The organism is Bacillota bacterium (assembly GCA_012842395.1).
GTDB lineage: Bacteria > Bacillota > SHA-98 > UBA4971 > UBA4971 > UBA6256.
The window spans coordinates 1-20,193 of sequence record DUSX01000005.1 but is presented as its reverse complement, the minus strand read 5'-3'; the positions used below and the strand labels follow the sequence as shown (position 1 = coordinate 20,193).

Annotated in this window: 15 protein-coding genes; 3 read left to right on the top strand and 12 right to left on the bottom strand. The window is 63.1% G+C overall.

Annotated elements, in window-relative coordinates:
- Nucleotides 1–37: 37 nt before the first annotated feature.
- Entirely contained in the window at nt 38–583 is a 546-nt protein-coding gene (locus GX515_03325) for a spore maturation protein (GenBank protein HHY32048.1), read from the top strand.
- A gap of 306 nt (nt 584–889) precedes the next feature.
- Here GX515_03325 and GX515_03320 read toward each other — a convergent pair whose 3' ends face one another.
- The 10 genes from GX515_03320 to GX515_03275 form a co-directional block, all read right to left on the bottom strand.
- Nucleotides 890–2,206, bottom strand: coding sequence for a YvcK family protein (locus GX515_03320; protein ID HHY32047.1), 1,317 nt, complete (start codon nt 2,204–2,206; stop codon nt 890–892).
- A 74-nt stretch (nt 2,207–2,280) separates the two neighbouring features.
- Nucleotides 2,281–3,162 (bottom strand): RNase adapter RapZ, encoded by an 882-nt coding sequence (rapZ, locus tag GX515_03315; GenBank protein ID HHY32046.1) that lies wholly within the window; start codon nt 3,160–3,162, stop codon nt 2,281–2,283.
- 43 nt (nt 3,163–3,205) lie between these two features.
- Nucleotides 3,206–3,943 carry a PHP domain-containing protein gene (locus GX515_03310; GenBank protein HHY32045.1) on the bottom strand — a complete coding sequence of 246 codons (738 nt, stop codon included), beginning with the start codon at nt 3,941–3,943 and terminating at the stop codon, nt 3,206–3,208.
- Nucleotides 3,943–4,725 (bottom strand): glucosamine-6-phosphate deaminase, encoded by a 783-nt coding sequence (nagB, locus tag GX515_03305; GenBank protein HHY32044.1) that lies wholly within the window; start codon nt 4,723–4,725, stop codon nt 3,943–3,945. Before nagB ends, GX515_03310 begins: the two co-directional genes overlap by 1 nt.
- A 155-nt stretch (nt 4,726–4,880) precedes the next feature.
- Nucleotides 4,881–6,047, bottom strand: a complete 1,167-nt coding sequence (nagA, locus tag GX515_03300; protein HHY32043.1) for an N-acetylglucosamine-6-phosphate deacetylase — start codon at nt 6,045–6,047, stop codon at nt 4,881–4,883.
- Between the two features lie 52 nt (nt 6,048–6,099).
- Nucleotides 6,100–7,077 (bottom strand): ATPase, encoded by a 978-nt coding sequence (locus GX515_03295; protein ID HHY32042.1) that lies wholly within the window; start codon nt 7,075–7,077, stop codon nt 6,100–6,102.
- Nucleotides 7,078–7,188: 111 nt separating this feature from the next.
- Nucleotides 7,189–8,184 carry a hypothetical protein gene (locus tag GX515_03290; GenBank protein ID HHY32041.1) on the bottom strand — a complete coding sequence of 332 codons (996 nt, stop codon included), beginning with the start codon at nt 8,182–8,184 and terminating at the stop codon, nt 7,189–7,191.
- Complete coding sequence (locus GX515_03285) at nt 8,181–9,356, bottom strand: family 10 glycosylhydrolase (GenBank protein HHY32040.1); 1,176 nt, start codon at nt 9,354–9,356, stop codon at nt 8,181–8,183. Before GX515_03285 ends, GX515_03290 begins: the two co-directional genes overlap by 4 nt.
- Nucleotides 9,357–9,653: 297 nt before the next feature.
- Nucleotides 9,654–10,400, bottom strand: a complete 747-nt coding sequence (locus tag GX515_03280) for a phosphatase (protein HHY32039.1) — start codon at nt 10,398–10,400, stop codon at nt 9,654–9,656.
- 76 nt (nt 10,401–10,476) lie between these two features.
- Complete coding sequence (locus tag GX515_03275) at nt 10,477–12,183, bottom strand: DUF1957 domain-containing protein (protein ID HHY32038.1); 1,707 nt, start codon at nt 12,181–12,183, stop codon at nt 10,477–10,479.
- A 510-nt stretch (nt 12,184–12,693) separates the two neighbouring features.
- Here GX515_03275 and GX515_03270 point away from each other — a divergent pair.
- Nucleotides 12,694–13,707 carry a DUF4912 domain-containing protein gene (locus GX515_03270; GenBank protein ID HHY32037.1) on the top strand — a complete coding sequence of 338 codons (1,014 nt, stop codon included), beginning with the start codon at nt 12,694–12,696 and terminating at the stop codon, nt 13,705–13,707.
- Between the two features lie 43 nt (nt 13,708–13,750).
- Entirely contained in the window at nt 13,751–15,427 is a 1,677-nt protein-coding gene (locus tag GX515_03265) for a DUF1957 domain-containing protein (GenBank protein ID HHY32036.1), read from the top strand.
- 174 nt (nt 15,428–15,601) lie between these two features.
- Here the strand turns inward: GX515_03265 and GX515_03260 are convergent, their stop codons facing one another.
- Complete coding sequence (locus GX515_03260) at nt 15,602–18,082, bottom strand: NTP transferase domain-containing protein (protein HHY32035.1); 2,481 nt, start codon at nt 18,080–18,082, stop codon at nt 15,602–15,604.
- A 267-nt stretch (nt 18,083–18,349) separates the two neighbouring features.
- Complete coding sequence (locus GX515_03255) at nt 18,350–19,624, bottom strand: glycosyltransferase family 4 protein (GenBank protein ID HHY32034.1); 1,275 nt, start codon at nt 19,622–19,624, stop codon at nt 18,350–18,352.
- Between the last annotated feature and the right edge of the window lie 569 nt (nt 19,625–20,193).

The window sequence follows — 20,193 nt, the reverse complement described above, 5'->3', positions numbered from 1 at the left end:
CCACCAGCTTGCCCATGTGGCCGGAGGAGGCGGAAGGATGTTCGTCAAGGCGGTCACAGCCGCGTCCGATGCAGTGATCCCCTTCATGATCTTGGCGATATGCCTCGTAGGGCACCTCAGAGGCGTGAGAGTGTACGAAACGTTCGTTGCCGGAGCTAAGGAGGGCTTCACTACTGCGGTGCGCCTCATCCCGTTCCTCGTTGCCATGTTCGTAGCCATCGGCATGTTCAGGGCATCCGGCGCGCTAGCCGTCGTGACGTCCGCCCTGTCGCCCGTCGCCCACCTCGTCGGCATGCCCGAGGAGCTCCTGCCCCTCGCGCTCATCCGCCCTCTGTCGGGCAGCGGTGCGCTGGAGGTCGCCACGAATCTCATCAAGACCTTCGGCCCGGACTCGGTCATAGGCAGGATGGCCTCGACCATGCAGGCGAGCTCGGAAACCACGTTGTACGTGATAACGGTGTATTTCGGGGCCATAGGAATAAAAAGAACCCGCCACACGCTTGCGGCAGGCCTCCTCGCGGACTTCGTTGCTTTCCTTTCATCGGTCGCCATCTGGCGCCTTGTCATGGGGCTTGCATCGTGAGCCAAGGGCTCGTCGCGGCAATCGGCAATCGCCCTTCCGCCTCGAGCTCGCCGCCCCAGGCTTCTGAGTGGAGGTGCGAAAATGCTTCCGGTTATCGGGCCGGGTTGCCGGTGGTTGCACGAGGGGTGTCAAAATCCGGCCACTAGCCCGAGTGGTCGGATTTTGTCAAGGCGCCCCGCTTGGGGCGCCGTCCCCGAGTGCAACACCGTCAACCTCGGCAATTGCTGGAAACAAGGCAAAGACTAACGCACCCGCACTTAGGGCCTGGTAGCCGCGAACATCCTTGGCTTACGCCCGGGCACGCTCTCAAGACAAAGCCCTGAGCGCACGCCCCCTTTCGCGGCGGGCTGTCCTTGCCGAGGCCCTGGCCTCGACCACCAACCTGATTATGGCGCGGGCAAGCCTGTCCGGGTCATGCCTCGCGTAGTCCAGGGCGGATATCAGGTCCCCCTCCACCACCGAGACTCCGAGCGCCCTCAGCGCATCGCTGTCGGCTGCAACCGGGAAAGCGCCTTCGGCCCGGTACCTTTCCGCGAGCTTCGGCGGCACCTCGCCCGTGTTCACCACAACGACGTCCACTATCCCGCGGCCGACGTGCTCAAAGAGGGCCTTGAGGTGGTCCGACGCCGAGAACCCGTCGGTCTCACCGGGCTCGGTCATGACGTTACATACATAAACCTTAAGCGCGTCGCTCCGGCGAATAGCCTCGGCGATCCCGGGCACGAGCAGGTTCGGCAACACACTTGTAAAGAGACTACCTGGTCCAAGCACTATCGCCTCGGCGCCGGCTATCGCCTCCACCGCCTCTGGAAGCGCCGCGGGATCCCTGGGTTTCAGAAAAACCCGCTTTATCGGGGCCCCGCATGTCGAAAGCGTAGACTCGCCCTCCACAACGGCGCCGCCTTCGAACTCCGCGGCAAGCACCACATCCTCGAGGGTGGAGGGGAGCACTCGCCCCCTCACGGCCAACACGCGGCTGGACTCCTTCACGGCTTGCTCGAAGTCGCCGGTGATAGCGGACATCGTCGCTATGAAGAGGTTGCCAAACGTATGGCCCCCGAGGCCGGTCGGATCGCCCTCGGGAAACCTGTACTGGAACAGACGCGCCATCAGCGGCTCGGAGTCGGCGAGCGCCACCAGGCAGTTGCGGATGTCTCCGGGGGGCAGCACCCCCATCTCCTTGCGCAGCCTCCCGGAGCTCCCGCCGTCATCGGCGACGGTGACTATGGCGGTCACGTTGCTCGTGAACTCCTTGACCCCGCGGAGCAATGTTGAAAGCCCGGTTCCGCCCCCCACCACGACTATCCTCGGCCCCTTGCCAAGCTGTCGCTCGCGCTGCACGAGCTCGGCGATATGGTTTTCGGCGCCAGGCAAGAGCGCTGCCACTATGGACCGAATCACCGCGCCCGCGGCGAAGATCATCATGGCTATTCCCCCGACGGTTGCGACGGCTCCAACCACAATCGCGGGAATCCGCGAGGACGGCCCGGCGCCGGGTCCTGCAAGCCACGCGACCCAGCGGTGCAGAAGGCCAGCGGCTCCGCCGCCCAAAAGCGTGACTCCGCCCGCTACGAGAAGAGCCGCGCCGAAGGCAAAGGCCAGGAGCCACCTTTTCACTCTCATCCCCGGGTACAACCATCGCAAGGTTTTCACGTGTCGCTCACGCCTCTCACTTCGCTCCAAATTGCCTCACCATTTCATTCCGCGACCCTGTCCTGGATGTCCTTGTCGCGGTACTCCACGGAAACGTTGTACCCCCGTTCCCCCAGAAAACCCGCGAGGCGGTCCGCGATGGCCACTGAACGGTGCTTGCCCCCGGTACAGCCGATGCCCACAACCAGCTGCGTCTTCCCTTCTTTCACATAGTGCGGCAGCAGGAACGCCATGAAGTCGAAGAGTTTCTGAAGGAACCTCCGCGTCACGGGGGACTGGAACACGTATTCCCTCACCGGCTCAGCCTCACCCGTGAGGTGCCGCAGGGATTCCACGTAGTGCGGGTTCGGCAGGAACCTCACGTCGAAAACGAGGTCCGCATCCATCGGGATCCCATACTTGAACCCGAATGCCACCACGATCACATCGAGCCGTTCCTTTCGGGATGCGCGGGCGAACGCGTTCATTATGCGCTCCCGCAGCTGGCGCGGAGGAAGGGCCGTCGTATCGATGATGCGCGTCGCCCTCGACCGGATCTCCTCCAGCCTGCGACGCTCCTCTTCTATGCCCTCAAGGACTCCTCCCTCGCCCGAGAGCGGATGGCGCCGTCGGGTCTCCTTGAACCTCCGGACGAGCACCTCGTCGGACGCCTCGAGAAAGAGGATCTCGTACGTCACTCCCATTTCCTCAAGCGCATCGAGGGCGCTGGAAAGCCTATCGAAGAACTCGCGGCTCCTTATGTCAACCACCAAAGCTATGTTATTTATCTTGCCGTCCGACTGTGCCACGAGTTCAGCGAATTTCGGGATGAGAGTGGGTGGAAGGTTGTCAACGCAGAAAAAGCCCATGTCCTCGAAAGCCCGAACGGCTTCGCTTTTCCCCGCGCCCGAAAGGCCGGTGATGATCACGAATCGCTCTTCACTCAAAGCCCGTATCCTCCGGTTCCCCACCGTGCCTGGCGCCCGCCGCCTACACACGCACGTTGATGATCCTCTCAGGGTCGATGCCCGCGCCTATCGCGACCTCCAGCGCACGTCCGAAGTCACCTACCTCATCTGGCGCATGGGCATCGCTGCCTATGCAAAAGTTGACCCCTTGACGCGCCGCGGCCTTCATGAACTCGGCATCGAGATTGGCGTGCCTCGCGTTGATCTCGAGGGCCGTCCCGACCCTGGCGCACTCCCTCGCAAGCTCCTCCGTGTCTATGGAGACGTGGAGGCCCGGGTGGGTCACCACGTCCACCCTGTTCTTCCTTACGGCCTCCACCAGAGCCTTGGTATTGTCGATCCTCGCCCGCTCGGCGAGACGGCGGCTCCAGCGTGCCGCGTGATTGCGACCGAACAGCCTCCACCAGTCTCGCACGGTCCGCGCCCGGACCATGAGGTGATAGCCAACGAGCACTACATCAAGGCGCTTGAGCACGTCGGCAGGAACGTCGAGCCCACCGTCGGAATCGATGAGATTCGCCTCCACACCCATGAGCACCTTGACTTCCGGAAATGCCTGCCTGGCCCTCTCGATCTCCCGAGCCATGTCATCGAATGTGGCGAGGCTCCTTATGCCCACGCCAAACAGGTTCGCAGGGCCGTGATCGGTGATGGCCACGGCCTCGAGACCCTTGCGTGCCGCGACACGCACGTTGTCCATGACCGAGCCCTTGCCATGGCTGAATCTCGTGTGTGTGTGGTAGTCAGCGAATACCCTCATCAGTATACCATGGTCCGCGTTCCGGGGCCTGGAACGAACCCTTCCGGCGACGGCTCGAGCTGCGAGGCAGCCTCCTCGTCCAGGACGAGCGTGACATCAGGATGGAGCTGCAGCACCGAGCTGGGCACCATCTCGGTCACCGGCCCGTGCACGGTCTGCGCGATCACTGGCGCCTTCGCCGTGCCGCTCGCGAGGAGCAGGATGGACCTGCTGTTCATTATCGTTCGTATTCCCATGGATATCGCTTGCCGCGGCACGGCGTTCTCGTCGCCGCCGAAGAACACCGAATTGGCCTCTATGGTGCGCTTGGCCAGGAAAATCGACCGGGTGCGGGACCCAAACTCGGTCCTCGGCTCGTTGAACCCGATGTGGCCGTTCCTTCCCACGCCCAGGACCGCAAGGTCTATCCCTCCCGCGTTCTTTATCGCGCGTTCGTACGCCCGGCATTCCTCACGCACGTCGCTGGCAAGGCCGTTCGGTATGTAAATCCGGTCCGGCTGCACGTTCACGTGATCGAAGAACCTGCTGTTCATATAGTGATGAAAACTTGCCGGATGGTCCGGCGCGAGCCCGAGATACTCGTCAAGGTTGAACGTAGTAACCTCCGAGAAATCCAGCCCTTCCTCGCGGTGCATCCTTACGAGCTCCGCGTACAACCCGAACTGCGTCGCGCCCGTCGCGAGCGTGAGAACGCTCGCAGGTTTCCTGCGCACTTGTTCGGCCACGATCTTCGCGGCCTCCCGGCTCATCGTGTCGTAATCCTGCGCGACGATAACCACCATGAACGCGCACCCCCATCTATGTTTTCTCCACCCACGTTTCCAGCTAAACCCCCAAGTCCCGGCGCCCGGCTGGCGACAGAACAACACAAAGACGCGCGACTCCGGGCCCCGCGGAAAACCGGACCACGCCGAACGCACAGGCGGGTAGGCGGCGTTCACGCCTCCCCCCGATACACGACGGCGCCCCGGACGATGGTTGCCCGCACCTCGCCCGCTTCATCCATAAGAACGAGGTCGGCATCCTTGCCCTCCTCTATGCTGCCCTTACGGTCGTGCACCCCCGCTATCCTCGCAGGGACGGACGACGCCATCGCGACGGCCTGAGCCAGCGTCACCCCCAGGTCGGCCATTGCCCGCTTCACCGCCCTGTCAAGGGTGAGCGCGCTCCCGGCGAGGCCGCCGTCAGGAAGCCTGACCGCGCCCCCTTTGTAGACAACCCGCTGCCCGCCCAGCTCGTATTCGCCTTCCGGCATGCCGGCCGCCATCGTGGCGTCTGTAACAAGGGCCAGCCTGTCCGCCCCCTTGCATCGGTAGAGGATGGTCGCGGCGGCCGGGTGCAAGTGAAAACCGTCCAGGATGGCCTCGGTCGTGAGCTCGTCACACGCGAGCATCGCACCAGCCATGCCGGGGTTCCGATGATGGAGCCCGCGCATGGCGTTGAACGCATGCGTCACATGGGTTGCCCCCGACCTTACCGCGAGCATGGCTTCATCGAAGGATGCGAGGGAGTGCCCGAGGGATACTCTGACCCCGCGTCCAACCGCCGCTCGGATGAAGTCCGAAGCGCCTTCGAGCTCCGGAGCGACCGTGGTTATCCTCACAAGGCCGCCGGACTCCTCGATGAGCTTGTCCAGCTCGCGCACATCTGGAGGCCGAATCGCCTCGAGCGCCTGGGCGCCCCTGCTATCGGGGTTGACCCACGGGCCCTCCAGGTGGACTCCCAAGGCCTCAGCCCCGCCTGTGCCCCGCCGGACCGCGTCAGCCACCGCGTGCACCGCGTCCACAAGCTCACTGAACGGCGCTGCCATCGTCGTCGGGAAAATGGAGGTGGTCCCGTGCCGCGCGTGAGCCCGGCACATGGCGGACACGGCCTCGTACGTCCCCTCCAGCACGTCGTGCCCGCCTCCCCCGTGTGCGTGGATATCAACGAATCCGGGCACCACCGTGAGACCGGAGGCGTCGAGAACCTCATGACCCGCGGTGGACCAGTGCCTGGACTCACCATGTGACCCGACCTTTGTGATCCTCCCGTCTTGAATGACAAGAAATCCTGAAACCATTATACCTCGCGGCGTCAAGATGTCGGCGTTCCTTATGATCACCCGAGCACCCTCCTCCTGTCCCAACCCCGACGATCCGTTTCTCCTCCCCGCGTCACACGGGGCGGAAGAGCGAGTCCTCGATGTTCTCCACGACCCTGCCGGTGATCCGGGAGCCAGCCTCCTGGATACCCAGAAGATACGCCCCGACCACGGGCGGAAACCTCGCTTCCACGACCTCGCACGCCGGGCATGTCTTCGCTAGCTCCCTGACCAAGGCCCGTCTTACCAGCTCCCCAGCCCTGAATACCCCGCCCGATGTAACGCAGAGCACCGCCTCGCTCCCCATTCCGAGCTTCCTCACGACGCTGGCTGCCGCGGCCCCAAGCTCGGTGCCGGCTTTGCGCAGTATGCGCCGCGCCACGCGGTCGCCCTTGCGCGCAACCTCGGCCACCAGCACCGCCAGCCCGGCGATATCCGCTCTACCGAGGCCTTTCTGGTACACCAGCCCCACCAGGTCGTCCGGCGAAGTTATCTTGAAGTGCTGCAGGATCGCATCGCAAAGGGCCGTGGGCTCGCCCCGCCCATCGCTCGCCCTCATGACGGACGCGAGCGCCTGGCGACCGATGTCGTATGCGCTTCCCTCATCACCGAGGACGTATCCCCAGCCGCCCGCCCGTGCTCTTTCGCCCCGGGCGTTCACGCCGAACGCTATGGAGCCTGTCCCCGCTATCACGACGACCCCAGGTTGCCCCAGGGTGCCTCCGGCAAGGGCTATGACGGCGTCGTTGTCCACCACGACCTTGCCCGCCACGCCCGTCTCTTTCAAGAGCGCGCTCACTTCCTCGCGATCGCCCGGCCTTGCAACACCGGCCGCGCCCACGAAGAGAACGTCGAACGTCTCGTCCCCCGCGGGCAGCTGGGCCCGGGCCTTTGCCACGGCAGCGAGGATCTCGGCCCTCATTGCCTGCGGCCCGGAGACCTGAAGATTCGCCGGCCCCGCCCACGCCCGCGCGAGGACTTCACCGCGCTCGGTCCCAACCATGCAGTCTGTCTTGGTGCCACCTGCGTCTACCGCGACGATGAGTCCCATGCCGCTCCTCCCGCCCCATGCGCTTGCCGCATCTGCCTGCCCGGCGCGCGAGCTGCCAGTGATTGCCGCACGGGCTCTCCCGGAAAGGCCTCGCACGGACCGAAAGCCACGTCAAGAAAGGCAGGTCTTGTACGTTCCCCAAAGCGTGTCCCGGACAGCCGACGTTATCTCGACGCCCGCGAGGCCCAGGGCCGAAAGCACGGCACCCAACACGGGCGGGTCCTTGAGCAGGATAAACTCTGCCGCAGGGTATTCCTCCAGGACCAGTGCCTTCAGCGTATCCGTCATGATGGGATCATCGGCGTTCGCGAAGACCCCGCCCGAGAGCACGACCTTGACGGCCGTCGCGGGCGAGAAGAGCTTTCGGAGCGCCGCCAGCACAGCTATGGCGAGCTCCTCACCCACGGAGCGCAAGATATCGCGGGCCACCTCGTCGCCGCGCAGCGCAGCCTCGAATACCAGTGGCGCCAGAAAGGCCACCTGCACGCGCTCCTGGCCCGAGGACCCGGAATAGAACCTCTCGACGAGGTCGTCCAGGCGTTTGAGGTGGAGTTTCTCGCAGAGCATGTCATAGAGGACCGTAGGCTTGCCACGACCATCGTGGCCGCGCGTTGCCATCCGCACGGCAAGCATTCCTATGTAGTCCGCGCCGGCGCCGTCCCCGAACATGTACCCAAGCCCACCCACCTGCACTCTCACGCCCTCGCGGTTGAACCCGATGACGTTCGTGCCGGTGCCGCATATAGCGACCACGCCCACGCCGTCGTATGTGGCCGCCCTGAGCGCTATCGTTGCGTCGTTTTCCAGCCCCATGCGGGGCGCGGGGTTTACCTCGGATAGGAATCTCTCTATGATGGCGAAATCCGCTGGACGGTCGGCACCAGCCATTCCGTAGAATACAGCCTCGGCTTCTCTCGCCGCGACGCCCGCCGCGCCGAGCGCGGTCTCGACCGCCTTCCTAACCTGAGCTTTCGCAAATTCCACGCCAACAGCCTGGAAGTTGCCGGGCCCGGCTTTTCCAGCCCCCAGCACACGCCCCGTGACGTCGCTTACCAGCGCCACGGTCTTCGTGCCACCTGCGTCAACGCCCACCACGTGCTTCATCATTCGCCCCGCCTTGCCTCCAGTCCGGCCTTCTCTGAGGCCACCGCCCCAGCCCGCTCGCGGCTCCGTCCGTTCCGTCCATCGTTCTTGCCGTTCCAGCCGTTCCAGTTCCGCGCGAGCACCGGTGCCGGCACACGGGTTCTGAACGGCCCGTCCGCCAGGGCTTGCCAGTATTCCGGCCGGTCAGAGATGGCGTCATACGAGAACAGAACAACGCCCGCGGTCTTCATGGATCTCGCCGCTTCGACCCTTTCGATGCACCCCGCGGGGTCATCCAACATGTTGTACGCGCCGATGCCCGCGACCACACGTCCCCACCCGGAAGCCGCCCCGACCGCATCGCGCACCCGCCTGACAAAGATCTCCTCATCGGGCGCATACGCCATCGGGACCACGAAATCGACGATGTCCTGGTCAAGCCAGGTCTTCCAGTCTTGAAACGTCCGCTCGGCTGCGTCGGCCGCGTCAGGCAAGACGGCACATGACACCGCCACCCAAGGCTTCACGCGTTTGACATCCTGATAGACACGGCGCACGACCTCGGTGACCTGATCGCGGCGAAACGCGTCCCATTCCCCTTGCCCGAGGGCGGCGCGGTCGGACCCGGCGAGGTCGCGAAACGCGGCCTTTGCCTCGGCCCCATACCCGAACCTCGGGGACGGATACCTTATGTAGTCGAAGTGTACCCCGTCCACGTCGTAGTTCCGGACCACTTCCATGAATACGTCGTGGACGTACGCCTTCACGCCCTCTATGGCAGGATCGAGCATCGGAGATACGAGCTCGCCCTCGGCCATCTCCTGACTATAATCGAGCGTGGAAACGCCTTTGTCGTCAGTAAGCGCCCACTCGGGATGCCGGGATAGCACGTGCCCCGGCTCGTATTCACGACAGCCCAGCTTTCCGACGGTGAAAGCGTTGATCCACGCATGCACCTGGAGGCCAGCCGCGTGGGCCCGTTCGATGCAGAACGCGAGCGGATCAAAGCCGTCCTCCACGTCAGGTGCCTTCGGAAGCACAGCACTTGTATAATACGCCTCGCCGCGCCCATTCACCTGCACGAAGAGGGCATTGAAGTTGCTGCTCGAAGCGAGAGCCACCACTCTCTCAACGGAACTTCGAGTCCTCATGCTCGTCCGGACCACCCAGAGCCCCCTCACCTCGTGGCGAGCCACCCATGTCACCTCCATGCACGGGCCCGCGGCAACGCGCACCGCCGTCCCCAAGATCACCGACGCAAGGGCAAAGCAAGCCCGACGGTGCTCCGGGGCCATTATGACAAGTCTCGAGATGACCCATCTAGCCAGTGCAACAAAATAACCGGGCGCGCGCCGACACGCCCTGAGGAAGCGTACTGGCCGCCACCCGGTTGTCGTGCCCCCTCCCACGTCTCGCTCGCCCCTCCCGGGTCACGCAGATTCCAATCTCGATTAAGGACTGAGCTAGCTTGGCCCGATGCGTCGGGCCGCGGGCTAGACTTCGGGTTTGTCCAGCTCCATGCGGACCTTGCCGCGGGACCGGAGAAAGTCGGTTACGCGCCTGAGGCTCGTGTTGAGCACGAGGTCTTCTGTGAGGCCCGCGCGCTCGGCAAGTTCGACCGCGGCGTCGACGACTCCCACCCGGGAGGCGTGATGGGCATCGCTTCCGATGACCACAGTAACGCCGTGGGCCGCTGCGAGCCTCGCGAACTGGAAGCAGTTGTCGCGGCTATCCAGCCGCGTGACAGTGAGGGACGAGTTGTTGATCTCCAGGAGCTTGCCCAGGCGCTTCGCGGCCCGGACGATCTCCTCAATGTTCACTTGGAAGGCCGGGTTGCCAGGATGAGCGATGGCGTCCACATGAGGGTTCTCCATGGCGCCTATCATGGCCCTGGTGTTCTCCTCAACAGATCCCCCGTCGTAGCCGGTGCCCACGTGGAAGCCGGCGAGCACGAAGTCCAGTTTCTTCAGGGACCGCTCGGGCAAATCCAGATCACCTGCAGGGCTGATTATGTTCGCCTCGACCCCCTTCAGCACCTCCACCCCTGCAATGGTGGCCGGGATAACCCTCAGGTTACCGAAATAATACAAGTGTGGCCCACCCGGAATGTTGGGCCCGTGGTCGGTGATGGCGATGAGCTCCAGGCCCGCGTCGCGTGCCGCGCGAGCCATTTCGTCGATGGTGTTGTACGCGTGTCCGCTTGCGACGGAGTGGGTGTGAAGGTCGGCGACGATGCGCATTTTCAGGTCCTCCCAGGCGACGTGCAGATCGCGCGCGTGTCTTGAAAGCGCACGCTGGCGCGTTTCAGAAACCAATTCAACGCCGGGAGGCCGATCCCTGCTTCCAGGCGAACGCCGCGGGGTTGATATCCGGGAACACCGCATCTATGGCCTCGATCTCGCCGAGATACCTCTCGATCTCGGCCATTGCGTCGGCTCGTTCGAGGGCGTAGAGCAACCGTTCGAACCTGTTCTTGTGCTCCAGGAAGCGACGCGAAGCATAGTCCGCAGCCTGCTCGGTCGTCACGAGAAACGGCCAGTCGCTGCTCTGGAGGAGCAGAGCTTCGCGCGCCGCCTGGCGCAGGAGCCGTTTCTCGATGGTGTCGGGGCCGCCGGGGTCGTGCCCTCCCGCTGTCGTCAGGAAGGCAAGTGATGCCGCGGTCCTCTCCATTTCCCGCTCCACGCTGTGTATCTCATCCCACATCCAGCTGGTCGCCTCGTTATCCCAGATGTAGTGGCCACCTCCCATTCCCCACGAGCTCTCAACGAGGTCTATCTGGCCCGCTGGCGGGTGGTTCTCCAGGTATCCGGCAGCCGTTGCAAGCTCGACCGAGTCGCTCCTCGCCAGGCCTTCGAGGACCCAGCGAAGCCAGTCCACGCCCTCCATCCACCAGTGCCCGAAAAGCTCGACATCGAAGGGGGCCACGATGACGCCGTGTTTCCCCGTATCCGCGTGGAATTCGCCAAGGAGCCTCTCCACAAGGCAGACGAAGTGGTCGGCGTGCTCCTTCGCCTTGGCAAGGGCGGCCTCCGGCTGGTAGATCTCCTTGGAAGCCAGATCCACAAGCCTGCTCGTAACCTTCCAATAGCGAAACCCCGACACGGAGTCGCGTTTGTGAAACTCCCGGTAATTCCCGTCCCCGGGATAGCCCCATTCAGATGACCACACCTGGAGGGCGGTACGCTCGTTTCGGCCGAGCACCAATAGACCGCTTCCCTCAACCGAATAGGGCAGGTACGTGGTGAAACCCGGCCTCGAAGGAATGTACCTGGGCACAGGCTGCCGCTCGGCGAACCTCGCCCCGTACATCCCGGCCGGCGTTCCCCCTTGGATCGCGTGCGAATCCACAAAGAAGTGTCTTATCCCCATGGTCGCGAGGACGCCATCGATCCCGGCCGCGGCAAAGGCGGACCCGGGGGGGCCTGCGACGGAGTCTCGCGGCCGGTACCCGCACTCGGGCAACCATATTCCCTGCGGCCTTCTCCCGAAGCAGCGCTCATACGTGTCGACGCCGATCCTCACCTGGGCATAAACCGACGATTCCCTGGCGAGGAGCGGCAGGTAAGCGTGCGTGGCCGCACCGGCCACGAGCTCGATGTGCCCTCCCTCTTGTAACGAACGGAAGGCCCCCACTATGTCGCCCCCGTACCTTTCGTGGAAGCTCCTCCTCACGCTTTCATACCTGTCCCGGTAGAATCTCGCGAGGTCGCGAAGGCGCCCCTCGCTCTCTGCCTCGAACCGCGCGATGTCCGCTTCCGCTGCCGCGATCTTCGTCTCAAGATACTCCTCGAAGCGGAACAGCATGTACGGGTCTTGAAGCTGGTCCAGGAGCACCGGCGTGAGCCCCACCGTCAGCTTCACCGGGACGCCGCCTGCCACCAAGTCCGAGATGACGTCGAGGAGCGGGATGTATGTTTCCGCCATCGCTTCAAGTACCCACTCCTCGCCGAATGGCCATACCCCGGCCTTCCGGCAGTACGGCAGGTGGCTGTGGAGCACGAAAACGAACGAGCCTCTAGACACGACAGCCCCTCCTCCCTTGGACTTTCTTTAGTTTTGACACCGCAACACCTTGCTATTCGGAGAGGCGGAGCTCGCGCCCTGCCGGGCACGGCTTGGGACGAGACGACCTGTGGCCCCCTGGCGTTTTTGGCAAATCCACACAGCGGCTCTCGAATAATCGCGCACGACGCAAGGGATATTATTACAGAGACGTGCCAGAGCACATCTCCGAACCTTCATTGCCTGACAGAGTATGGTGCCACGAGTTTTCACGAGTTTTCATGTCTTTTATTCAGGGCGCAAGGGCACCGAGGTTGCCGGCGCGCGCACGACGAGGCGCTTGGGATTTGGCCAGGGCACATGCCAGACGCGAACGATTCGCGCCGCAAGCGCGCCGTCCCTCGGGGGACAGGGCCGGCCATCGGCAGCCCTGGGCGGGCCCGTGCGCGCTGAAAAGCAGCGCGAATCTGTGGCAAGACTTGTGGCGAGCTATGAGCTTGGCGATGTAATGATTGCCGGGAGGTAGCCGGGGTGACGGCCATAATCCAGGAGAGAGGATCATCCGACGATAACATGAGCAAGCCCATCCTTGACGAGGATGCCGCCGAGAAAGTGACTAGCGCGGCTGCAAATGAAGTAGAGGAAGTTCGCCTCCCAGAAAGCGTGTCGGAGCTACGCATCGCGGAGACGAGGGAGATCAACCTCGCAGAGGACATGGGCCACGCCGTCACCCGTCCCACGCACGCTGCGGGCGCGGAGGCCGAATATGAGCTTCCACAAGGTTACGGCAGCACGAGGGTCGTCCTCATGGTGCGCGACCCGTTTTGGCTCCACGCATATTGGGAGATCGCTGCGGACGTATCGGAGACGGTCGTCGCTGCCCTGGGGCCCGAAGGATGGCAGCTTGGCAGAAAGACGCTTCGCGTGCATGACGTGACCGACATCGAATTCGATGGGACCAACGCCCATCGCACCATGGACATCGACATAAGCAACGGCGCCAACAACTGGTACATCAACGTCGAGCGGCCGAACAGGTCGTATTGCGCTGAGCTGGGCCTCGTAGGCCCCGACGGGCGGTTCGTGCTGCTTTCCAGGTCTAACGTTGTCCGGACCCCCCGCGCCGGCCCATCCGAAGTCGTGGACGAGGAATGGATGACCATCTCTGCCATAGAGCGGTACTACCCGCGTCTTGGGCGGCTCCCCTCGTCGCCAGAGATCATATCGGCCCACCTGGAACACATGGCGGTGGAGATGGGCTCGGGCTTTGTCGCGGGAATCTCCAGCCCGGGCGTGGGTTTGGCCGCGCCCGAGCGAAAGGCATTCTGGTTGAACGCTTCGGTCGAAGTGATCGTCCACGGTGCCACCGAGCCAGGCTCGACAGTGACGATCCAGGGCTTGCCGGTAAAGCTGCGGGCCGACGGGACCTTCTCCGCCAGGTTCCAGCTGCCCGACGGCGAGCAGGTGATCCCGGTTGAAGCCGTGTCGAAGGACGGAAGCATGAAACGGTCCATTACCACAAGGCTTGCGCGCAAAACATGGTGATCCTGAAGAAAACACGACCTGACAAGGGAGATGAGGCCGGAACATGCCCAACGAAAAGGGCTATCTCGCGCTCGTGCTGCACGCACACCTACCGTACGTGAGGCATCCGGAATACCCTGATTTCCTGGAGGAAACGTGGCTCTTCGAGGCCATAACCGAAACGTACATCCCGCTCATCAAGGTCTTCCAGGGGCTTGTGCGCGACGGGGTTCCCTTCCGTCTCACCATGTCTATCACGCCTCCTCTCGCCTCGATGCTCCTCGACCCGCTCCTGCAAGAACGGTACCTCCGTCACCTCGCGAAGCTCACGGAGCTCGCAGAGAAGGAGGTCGAGCGCACGCGGTGGCTCCCGGAATTCAACGAAAACGCTCGGATGTACAGGGATCGATTCCACGAGGCGCGCCGCATTTTCGAGGACGTGTACGGGCGGAACATCCTCACCCCGTTCAAAGAGCTGGAGGCTCAGGGGCACCTGGAGATCATCACGTGCGCGGCCACCCACGGGTATCTCCCATTGATGGAGATCTGCCGGGAAGCCGTGGGTGCGCAGGTTCGCATCGCCACGCGTTTCCACGAGAGGGCCATGGGCAGAAAGCCCATCGGTTTCTGGCTCCCCGAGTGCGGCTATAACCCCGGCGACGACTGGTTCCTCAAAGAGGAAGGCATCAGGTACTTCATAACCGACGCCCACGGCGTGCTTTTCGCGTCGCCTCGCCCGAAGTACGGCGTCTTCGCGCCCGTGTACTGCAAGTCGGGAGTCGCGGCTTTCGGGCGCGATATGGAGTCCTCAAAGCAAGTCTGGAGCGCCCGCGAGGGTTATCCAGGGGACTACGACTATCGGGAGTTCTATAGAGACATCGGTTACGATTTGGATTATGACTACATCCGGCCCTACATACATCCCAGCGGCACCAGGATCAACACCGGGATAAAGTACTACAGGATCACCGGAAAGACCCACGACAAGCAGCCCTACAACAGACGACGGGCCATAGAGAAGGCTGCCATCCATGCGGGGAACTTCATGTTCAACCGGGAGAAGCAGATAGAGTACCTCGCTTCGGTCATGGACCGCAAACCCATCGTTGTAGCCCCCTATGACGCAGAACTCTTTGGGCACTGGTGGTTTGAGGGACCAGAATGGCTGGACTTCCTCATCAGGAAGATCGCGTACGACCAGAATACGTTGGCGCTCATAACCCCGGGCGACTATCTCGGCGTATACAAGCGCAATCAGGTCTCAACCCCATCTCTCTCGAGTTGGGGATACAAAGGCTACAACGAGGTATGGCTCGAGGGCTCCAACGACTGGATATACAGGCACCTCCACAAGGCTGCGGAGAGGATGGTGGAACTGGCGCGAGCCTACCCAGCCGCCGGCGGCCTCCTCCGCAGGGCATTGAACCAGGCGGCGCGAGAGCTTCTCCTCGCCCAGAGCAGCGACTGGGCGTTCATCATGAAGACCGGGACGATGGTGTCGTATGCCGTACGCAGGACCAAGGAGCACGTATGGAGGTTCACCAAACTGTACCACGACATACGGAGCAGCGCTATCGATGAATCCTGGCTCTCGGAGATCGAGTACCGCGACAACATTTTCCCGGACATAGACTACGAGGTATACGCGCGCGGCCCCTACACGCAGCCGCACGAGCCGTTTGACGCACGAACGGCCCGAGTGGGGGAGGTCGGGGCGGCCGCGCGCGCGGAAAGAACCTAAGCATGTCGCGAAGGATCCGCGCTACTTTGCGGCGGAGGGGTCTGCCCAGGGTTGCCGGTGCTTGCACGACGGGGCATGGACGTTCCAATCCTGTGCCGCGAGCGGATGTCAGTCATACCCCCGACGGCGCGAGGGCAACGAGCACTCAGCCGGCCGAGCGCTCGTTGCTGCGTGCTAAGTAGCCCGGATCTCGTCTATCTTGGCCATGTACATCTCCCGCAAGGCCTCCGCGTCCGTGGGCGTGGAGGCTTCGCTATACACATGGAATAGGGGCTCTTCGGAGTCGGGAAGGATGAGCGCCCAGCCGGTGTCATGGTACACCTTGATCCCGTCGATGAGCTCGACCTTCTCGTCGCGCACCTGTTCGATGAGCATCCTCATGACCTTGCCCTTGTCTTCCCATGGGCACTCGACCGTGCGCTTGCTCATATAGAACTTGGGCACCATCGAAAGCAGCGACGAGAGGCGCGCGTTCTCCGCCGCCATGACCTCGAGGATCTTCGCCAGGGATAGGAGCGCGTCGAACGCGGGTTGGAAGCCCGGGAGCTCCTTCTCTCCGATGAGGATCTTCTCCTCGATCACCTTCTCCATCACCGACCTCGGGTTCGCGCGCGTGCGAACCACGCGACCCCGGTAGGTCCGCGCCATGTCCTCGATGATCCTGGGTGCTGTCACCGGAACAGCCACGGTGGAGCCCTCCTTGGACTTGAGGATGAGAAGCGACATCAGGGCGCAGAACATCTCCTCAGAAACGCCCCTGCCCTGCTCATCCACGAGAAGGAGCCTCTCTGCGTTGGCGTCGACTGCGATGCCCAGGTCAGCCCGGCTGGAAACCACCGCCCTGGACAGAAGCGAGAGCGAGTCGAGCATCTCGTAGTGGTTTCTCGGCCTTGTTGCCACCGCGTTGTCGGGGTTCAGGGCCAGCACGTCGCACCCAAGGGCGTCGAGAAGCGTGGGTAGGAGCAAGGATAGGTTCCCTGGGTCGAAGTCCACGACCACCTTGAAACGCCGGGCACGCACAGTGGCCACGGACACGGTCTCGAGAAGGCCGTCGAGGTATTTCTCCACCACACGGGTGAGGAAAGCGACCTCGCCAACGTCCTCCGCGTCCACGCGCCTGAAATCCTCGCTGAAGAAGGCGTTCTCTATCTTGCGCTCCATGGACTTGTCGATGTTGATGCCCTTCTGGTCCAGGAACTCAATGAGCCCGATGTTTGGATCATAGGGCGAGAGCCGTACGTGGAGTCCGCCCGCAACCCCCAGGGCTGCGACGGCGTACCGGATGACAGGGGTCGTCATGCGTCCGAGGTCGTATACGTTGGTGCCGCTGGAAAGGAGGCCTGCTGTGAGGGCGCGTTTGAGCATGCGCGAAGGCTTGTACGCGTCTGAGCCCACGACGATCGCGCGTTTTTCACCGAGGCAGGCACCGTACGCAGCGCCCAGCTTCGCCGCGAATTCGGGCGTGAGCTCGACGTTGAGGAGACCCGAGACCCCATAGGAACCGAAAAGCCTCCTCGACCACTTCGCCCCCCAGACGAGGCTGGTGGTGATGGTAGTGCCCGCATCGATGACCTTGTTGGGCCATATCTTCACACCGGGCTTGATGGTGCTCCGCTCCCCAACGGAGCAATCGGCCCCGACCACGGACCCCTCGAAGAGGGCGGTCTTCGCCTTTATGCTCGTCCTCGAGCAGACAATGGCGCCGCGCAGCTCCGTCTCCTTTCCCACGTAAGAGTTGTTCCAGATCACGCTTCTCTTGACCGACGCCCCCTCATTGAGCAGATTCTGGTCGCCGATGACGCTGTGGTCTCCGACCTCGGCGTTGCGCTTCACGCGACAGCGCTCCCCGATCACTACGGGGGGTATGAGCCGGGCGTTCGGGTGAATGTCCGCTCCCTGTCCGACGTACACGCCTTTCTCCACTTCCTGGCCGGGTATGTCCACCCGCGCTCGGCCTGCTAGGATATCGTAGTGGGTTTGGCGGTACTGCTCGATGGTTCCGATGTCACTCCAGTAACCGCTCGCAACATAGCCGAAGAGGGGGAGATTTCTCTTTAGAATGAGCGGGAAAAGATTCTTGCTGAAGTCGAACTCCTGGCCGAAGTCAAAGAAACTCAACACGTCTGGCTCGAGCACATAGATACCAGTGTTCACCGTGTCGCTGAACACTTCGCTCCAGCTCGGCTTCTCGAGAAAGCGCGAGATGCGTCCGTCCTTATCGGTGATGACCACACCGTATTCGAGCGGCATAGGAACCCGCGTGAGGACGATAGTCGCGATGGCACCCTTGGCTCTGTGAAACTCCACCGCCTCCGTAAGGTCGAAATCGGTGAGGGCATCGCCGCTCATCACGAGAAACGTGGAATCTAGGTGCTCCTCACAAGCTTTCACGCTTCCGGCCGTCCCCAGGGGAACGTCCTCCACAGCGTAGTGCATGCTCACCCCGAAGGCGTCGCCCGCGCCGAAGTATTCCTGGATCACCTCCGGCATGTAGTGGAGCGTGGCATAGATGCGGGTGAACCCGTGCTTTCGCAAGAGGCGCACTATGTGCTCCAGGATCGGCCGGCCTACCACCGGCACCATGGGCTTCGGCTTATCACATGTCAGTGGGCGCAGGCGGGTGCCTTTGCCGCCCGCCATCACGACGGCTACCATTCCCCTTCCAGACCTCCCAGCAAAACAACGCTCTTTATGGCAATGTGCCTACTAGTATGGCGCCATAAGTTTTCGTCTCCTTTGTTGAGGGCGCTAGGGTCGGCGGTGCTTGCACACGACGGGGCGTGGAGAATTCAGCAGGCTTGCGCGCTGAATTCGAGAATTCGAACGAGGCGCGCCGCAAGCACGCCGTCCCCGGAGGACGACACCGGCAACCCTGGACAGGATCCCTCCGCCGAAAAGTAGCGCGAACTTCTGGCGACATACTTAGTGCGCGGTCTCCGGCACGCGGTAACGCGAGTAGTCGCGGGGCTCCTCGGTCGCTTGCGCGAACCACCGCGGCCCCGCCACCGCCCAGGGGCTCGCCCTGTAAGCTGCCATGACCTCATCGTACACGGCCTTCGTCTTGTCCGCTATTAGCTCCCAATTGAACCGCTCCCGCACGTCCCGCAGGGCCGCCTCGCGGATGCGTTCTCGAAGCTTGTCGTCGCCCAAGAGAGTGAGGATGTTGTCCGCGAGCGACCCCGGATTTGCAGTGAGGGCCTTCATACCGGTTATGCCGTGGCGCACCACCTCGCCGAGCCCGCCTGTGTCGGACACCACCACCGGGACGCCGCATGCCATCGCTTCAAGCGCTGTGATCCCGAACGGCTCGTAAAGGCTGGGGACGACCGCGATGTCCGCGCATTTGTACAGGCGATTTCGAGTCGCGTCATCGACGAAGCCCGCAAAATAGATACGGTTGTAGATTCCGAGCGACTGGGCGAGATGGCGCAGGTACGGGTCGGCTGGTCCCTTGCCCGCTACGACGAGCTTGGCTTTGTCGTAATAGGCGAGGACCTTAGCGAAGGCCTCGATGAGGACGTGGACACCCTTTTCATGCACGAGCCTGCCGATGAAAAAGATCATCTTCTCGTCCGCCGCGGCCCAGCGCGACCGGAATGCGGCAAGGTCGTGGGCCCCTTCGGGCGCCTCAAACCTGCCCGGGTCCACCCCGTTCGGGATCACATGCATCTTGTCCGCGGGGAACTGGAAGACCCATGACAATTCGCCCCGCATGTAATCACTGCAGCATATGACGCGCCACGCCTCGAAGCCCAGCCACCATTCGACGCTGCTGATGTACCGCTGAAGATCGTTGTGAAGCCCCCAGTTACGGCCGTACTCAGTCGCGTGGATCGTGGCGACGAGCGGGATCCTGAACGCATGTTTCAGCGTCTTCGCGGCGTAGGCGACAACCCAGTCATGGGCGTGCACGAGGTCAGCCCCGAGTGCGGCCTGGGGTATGGCGCGCTCCAGGAGACTCAGATTCATCTGCATGACCCACGTGACGAAATCGGGCGGGGATGGGCTCCCGAGAGGCACCCTGAAAACGGCGACACCTTCATCGTCTTCCGCTCCCTCAGCGCCATCGCTAGCGCAGGTGACAACGTCCACATCCATGCCCCGCCGTACGAGGGCTTTGGAGAGGTCCTCGACGTGCCGGGCGATGCCCCCGACGATCCTGGGTGGGTACTCCCACGAAAGCATGAGGACTCGCATCTCGTCCCCTCCCTCGTATATTACTGGTTGACGGTACAAGCCAGGTCGCATATCCGGGTTAGCCGCTGGTGGGCCGACGGCCGTCGTAGCCGCGACCGGCGAAGGGCCATACCCTAACGGCCCGCCGGGCGCGGCGCAGGCGATAGATGCTTTAGGCGCTCTCAAGGCCACCAGCGGCCGGCGCCCCCGGGGCGCGGGTCAGCCCTCGAGCATCTTACCCCGGACATCCTGGATCCCGTCGCTGATAATCCGATATGATTTTGTCTCCTTTGGGGCATCCCTGGGAAAATATACTTGGGTCGGCTGGGGTAACTCTTGCCCCCTCCAGTTGCACGATGACTCCCAAGCCTTAATCAGGCATGGGATGAGTGACTTTTCGCATGAGAATGTTTCCCCGACCTCACCTTGAGCCTCTAACCCCTAGACTGCGCGGAGGCCCTGCCTGCCCGCCCTGAGCAAAGCGGGGTGCAGTCCGGGCAGAGCCTCCAGTGCTAATAACGAGGCAGTCGATCTGGTGAGGTGCCGGGGATGCCCCAAATCCTTGCCACCCGAAGGGGGTGTAAGCCCGT

Coding starts and splice junctions, on each gene's coding strand:
- GX515_03295 (HHY32042.1), bottom strand. CDS start 7,077: ATGGGACTCATCGTCGCGGTAGACGCAGGTGGCACCAAGACAGACTGC.
- GX515_03325 (HHY32048.1), top strand. CDS start 38: ATGTTCGTCAAGGCGGTCACAGCCGCGTCCGATGCAGTGATCCCCTTC.
- nagB (HHY32044.1), bottom strand. CDS start 4,725: ATGGTGGTTATCGTCGCGCAGGATTACGACACGATGAGCCGGGAGGCC.
- GX515_03320 (HHY32047.1), bottom strand. CDS start 2,206: ATGAGAGTGAAAAGGTGGCTCCTGGCCTTTGCCTTCGGCGCGGCTCTT.
- GX515_03280 (HHY32039.1), bottom strand. CDS start 10,400: ATGCGCATCGTCGCCGACCTTCACACCCACTCCGTCGCAAGCGGACAC.
- GX515_03290 (HHY32041.1), bottom strand. CDS start 8,184: ATGATGAAGCACGTGGTGGGCGTTGACGCAGGTGGCACGAAGACCGTG.
- GX515_03310 (HHY32045.1), bottom strand. CDS start 3,943: ATGAGGGTATTCGCTGACTACCACACACACACGAGATTCAGCCATGGC.
- GX515_03265 (HHY32036.1), top strand. CDS start 13,751: ATGCCCAACGAAAAGGGCTATCTCGCGCTCGTGCTGCACGCACACCTA.
- GX515_03260 (HHY32035.1), bottom strand. CDS start 18,082: ATGGTAGCCGTCGTGATGGCGGGCGGCAAAGGCACCCGCCTGCGCCCA.
- GX515_03255 (HHY32034.1), bottom strand. CDS start 19,624: ATGCGAGTCCTCATGCTTTCGTGGGAGTACCCACCCAGGATCGTCGGG.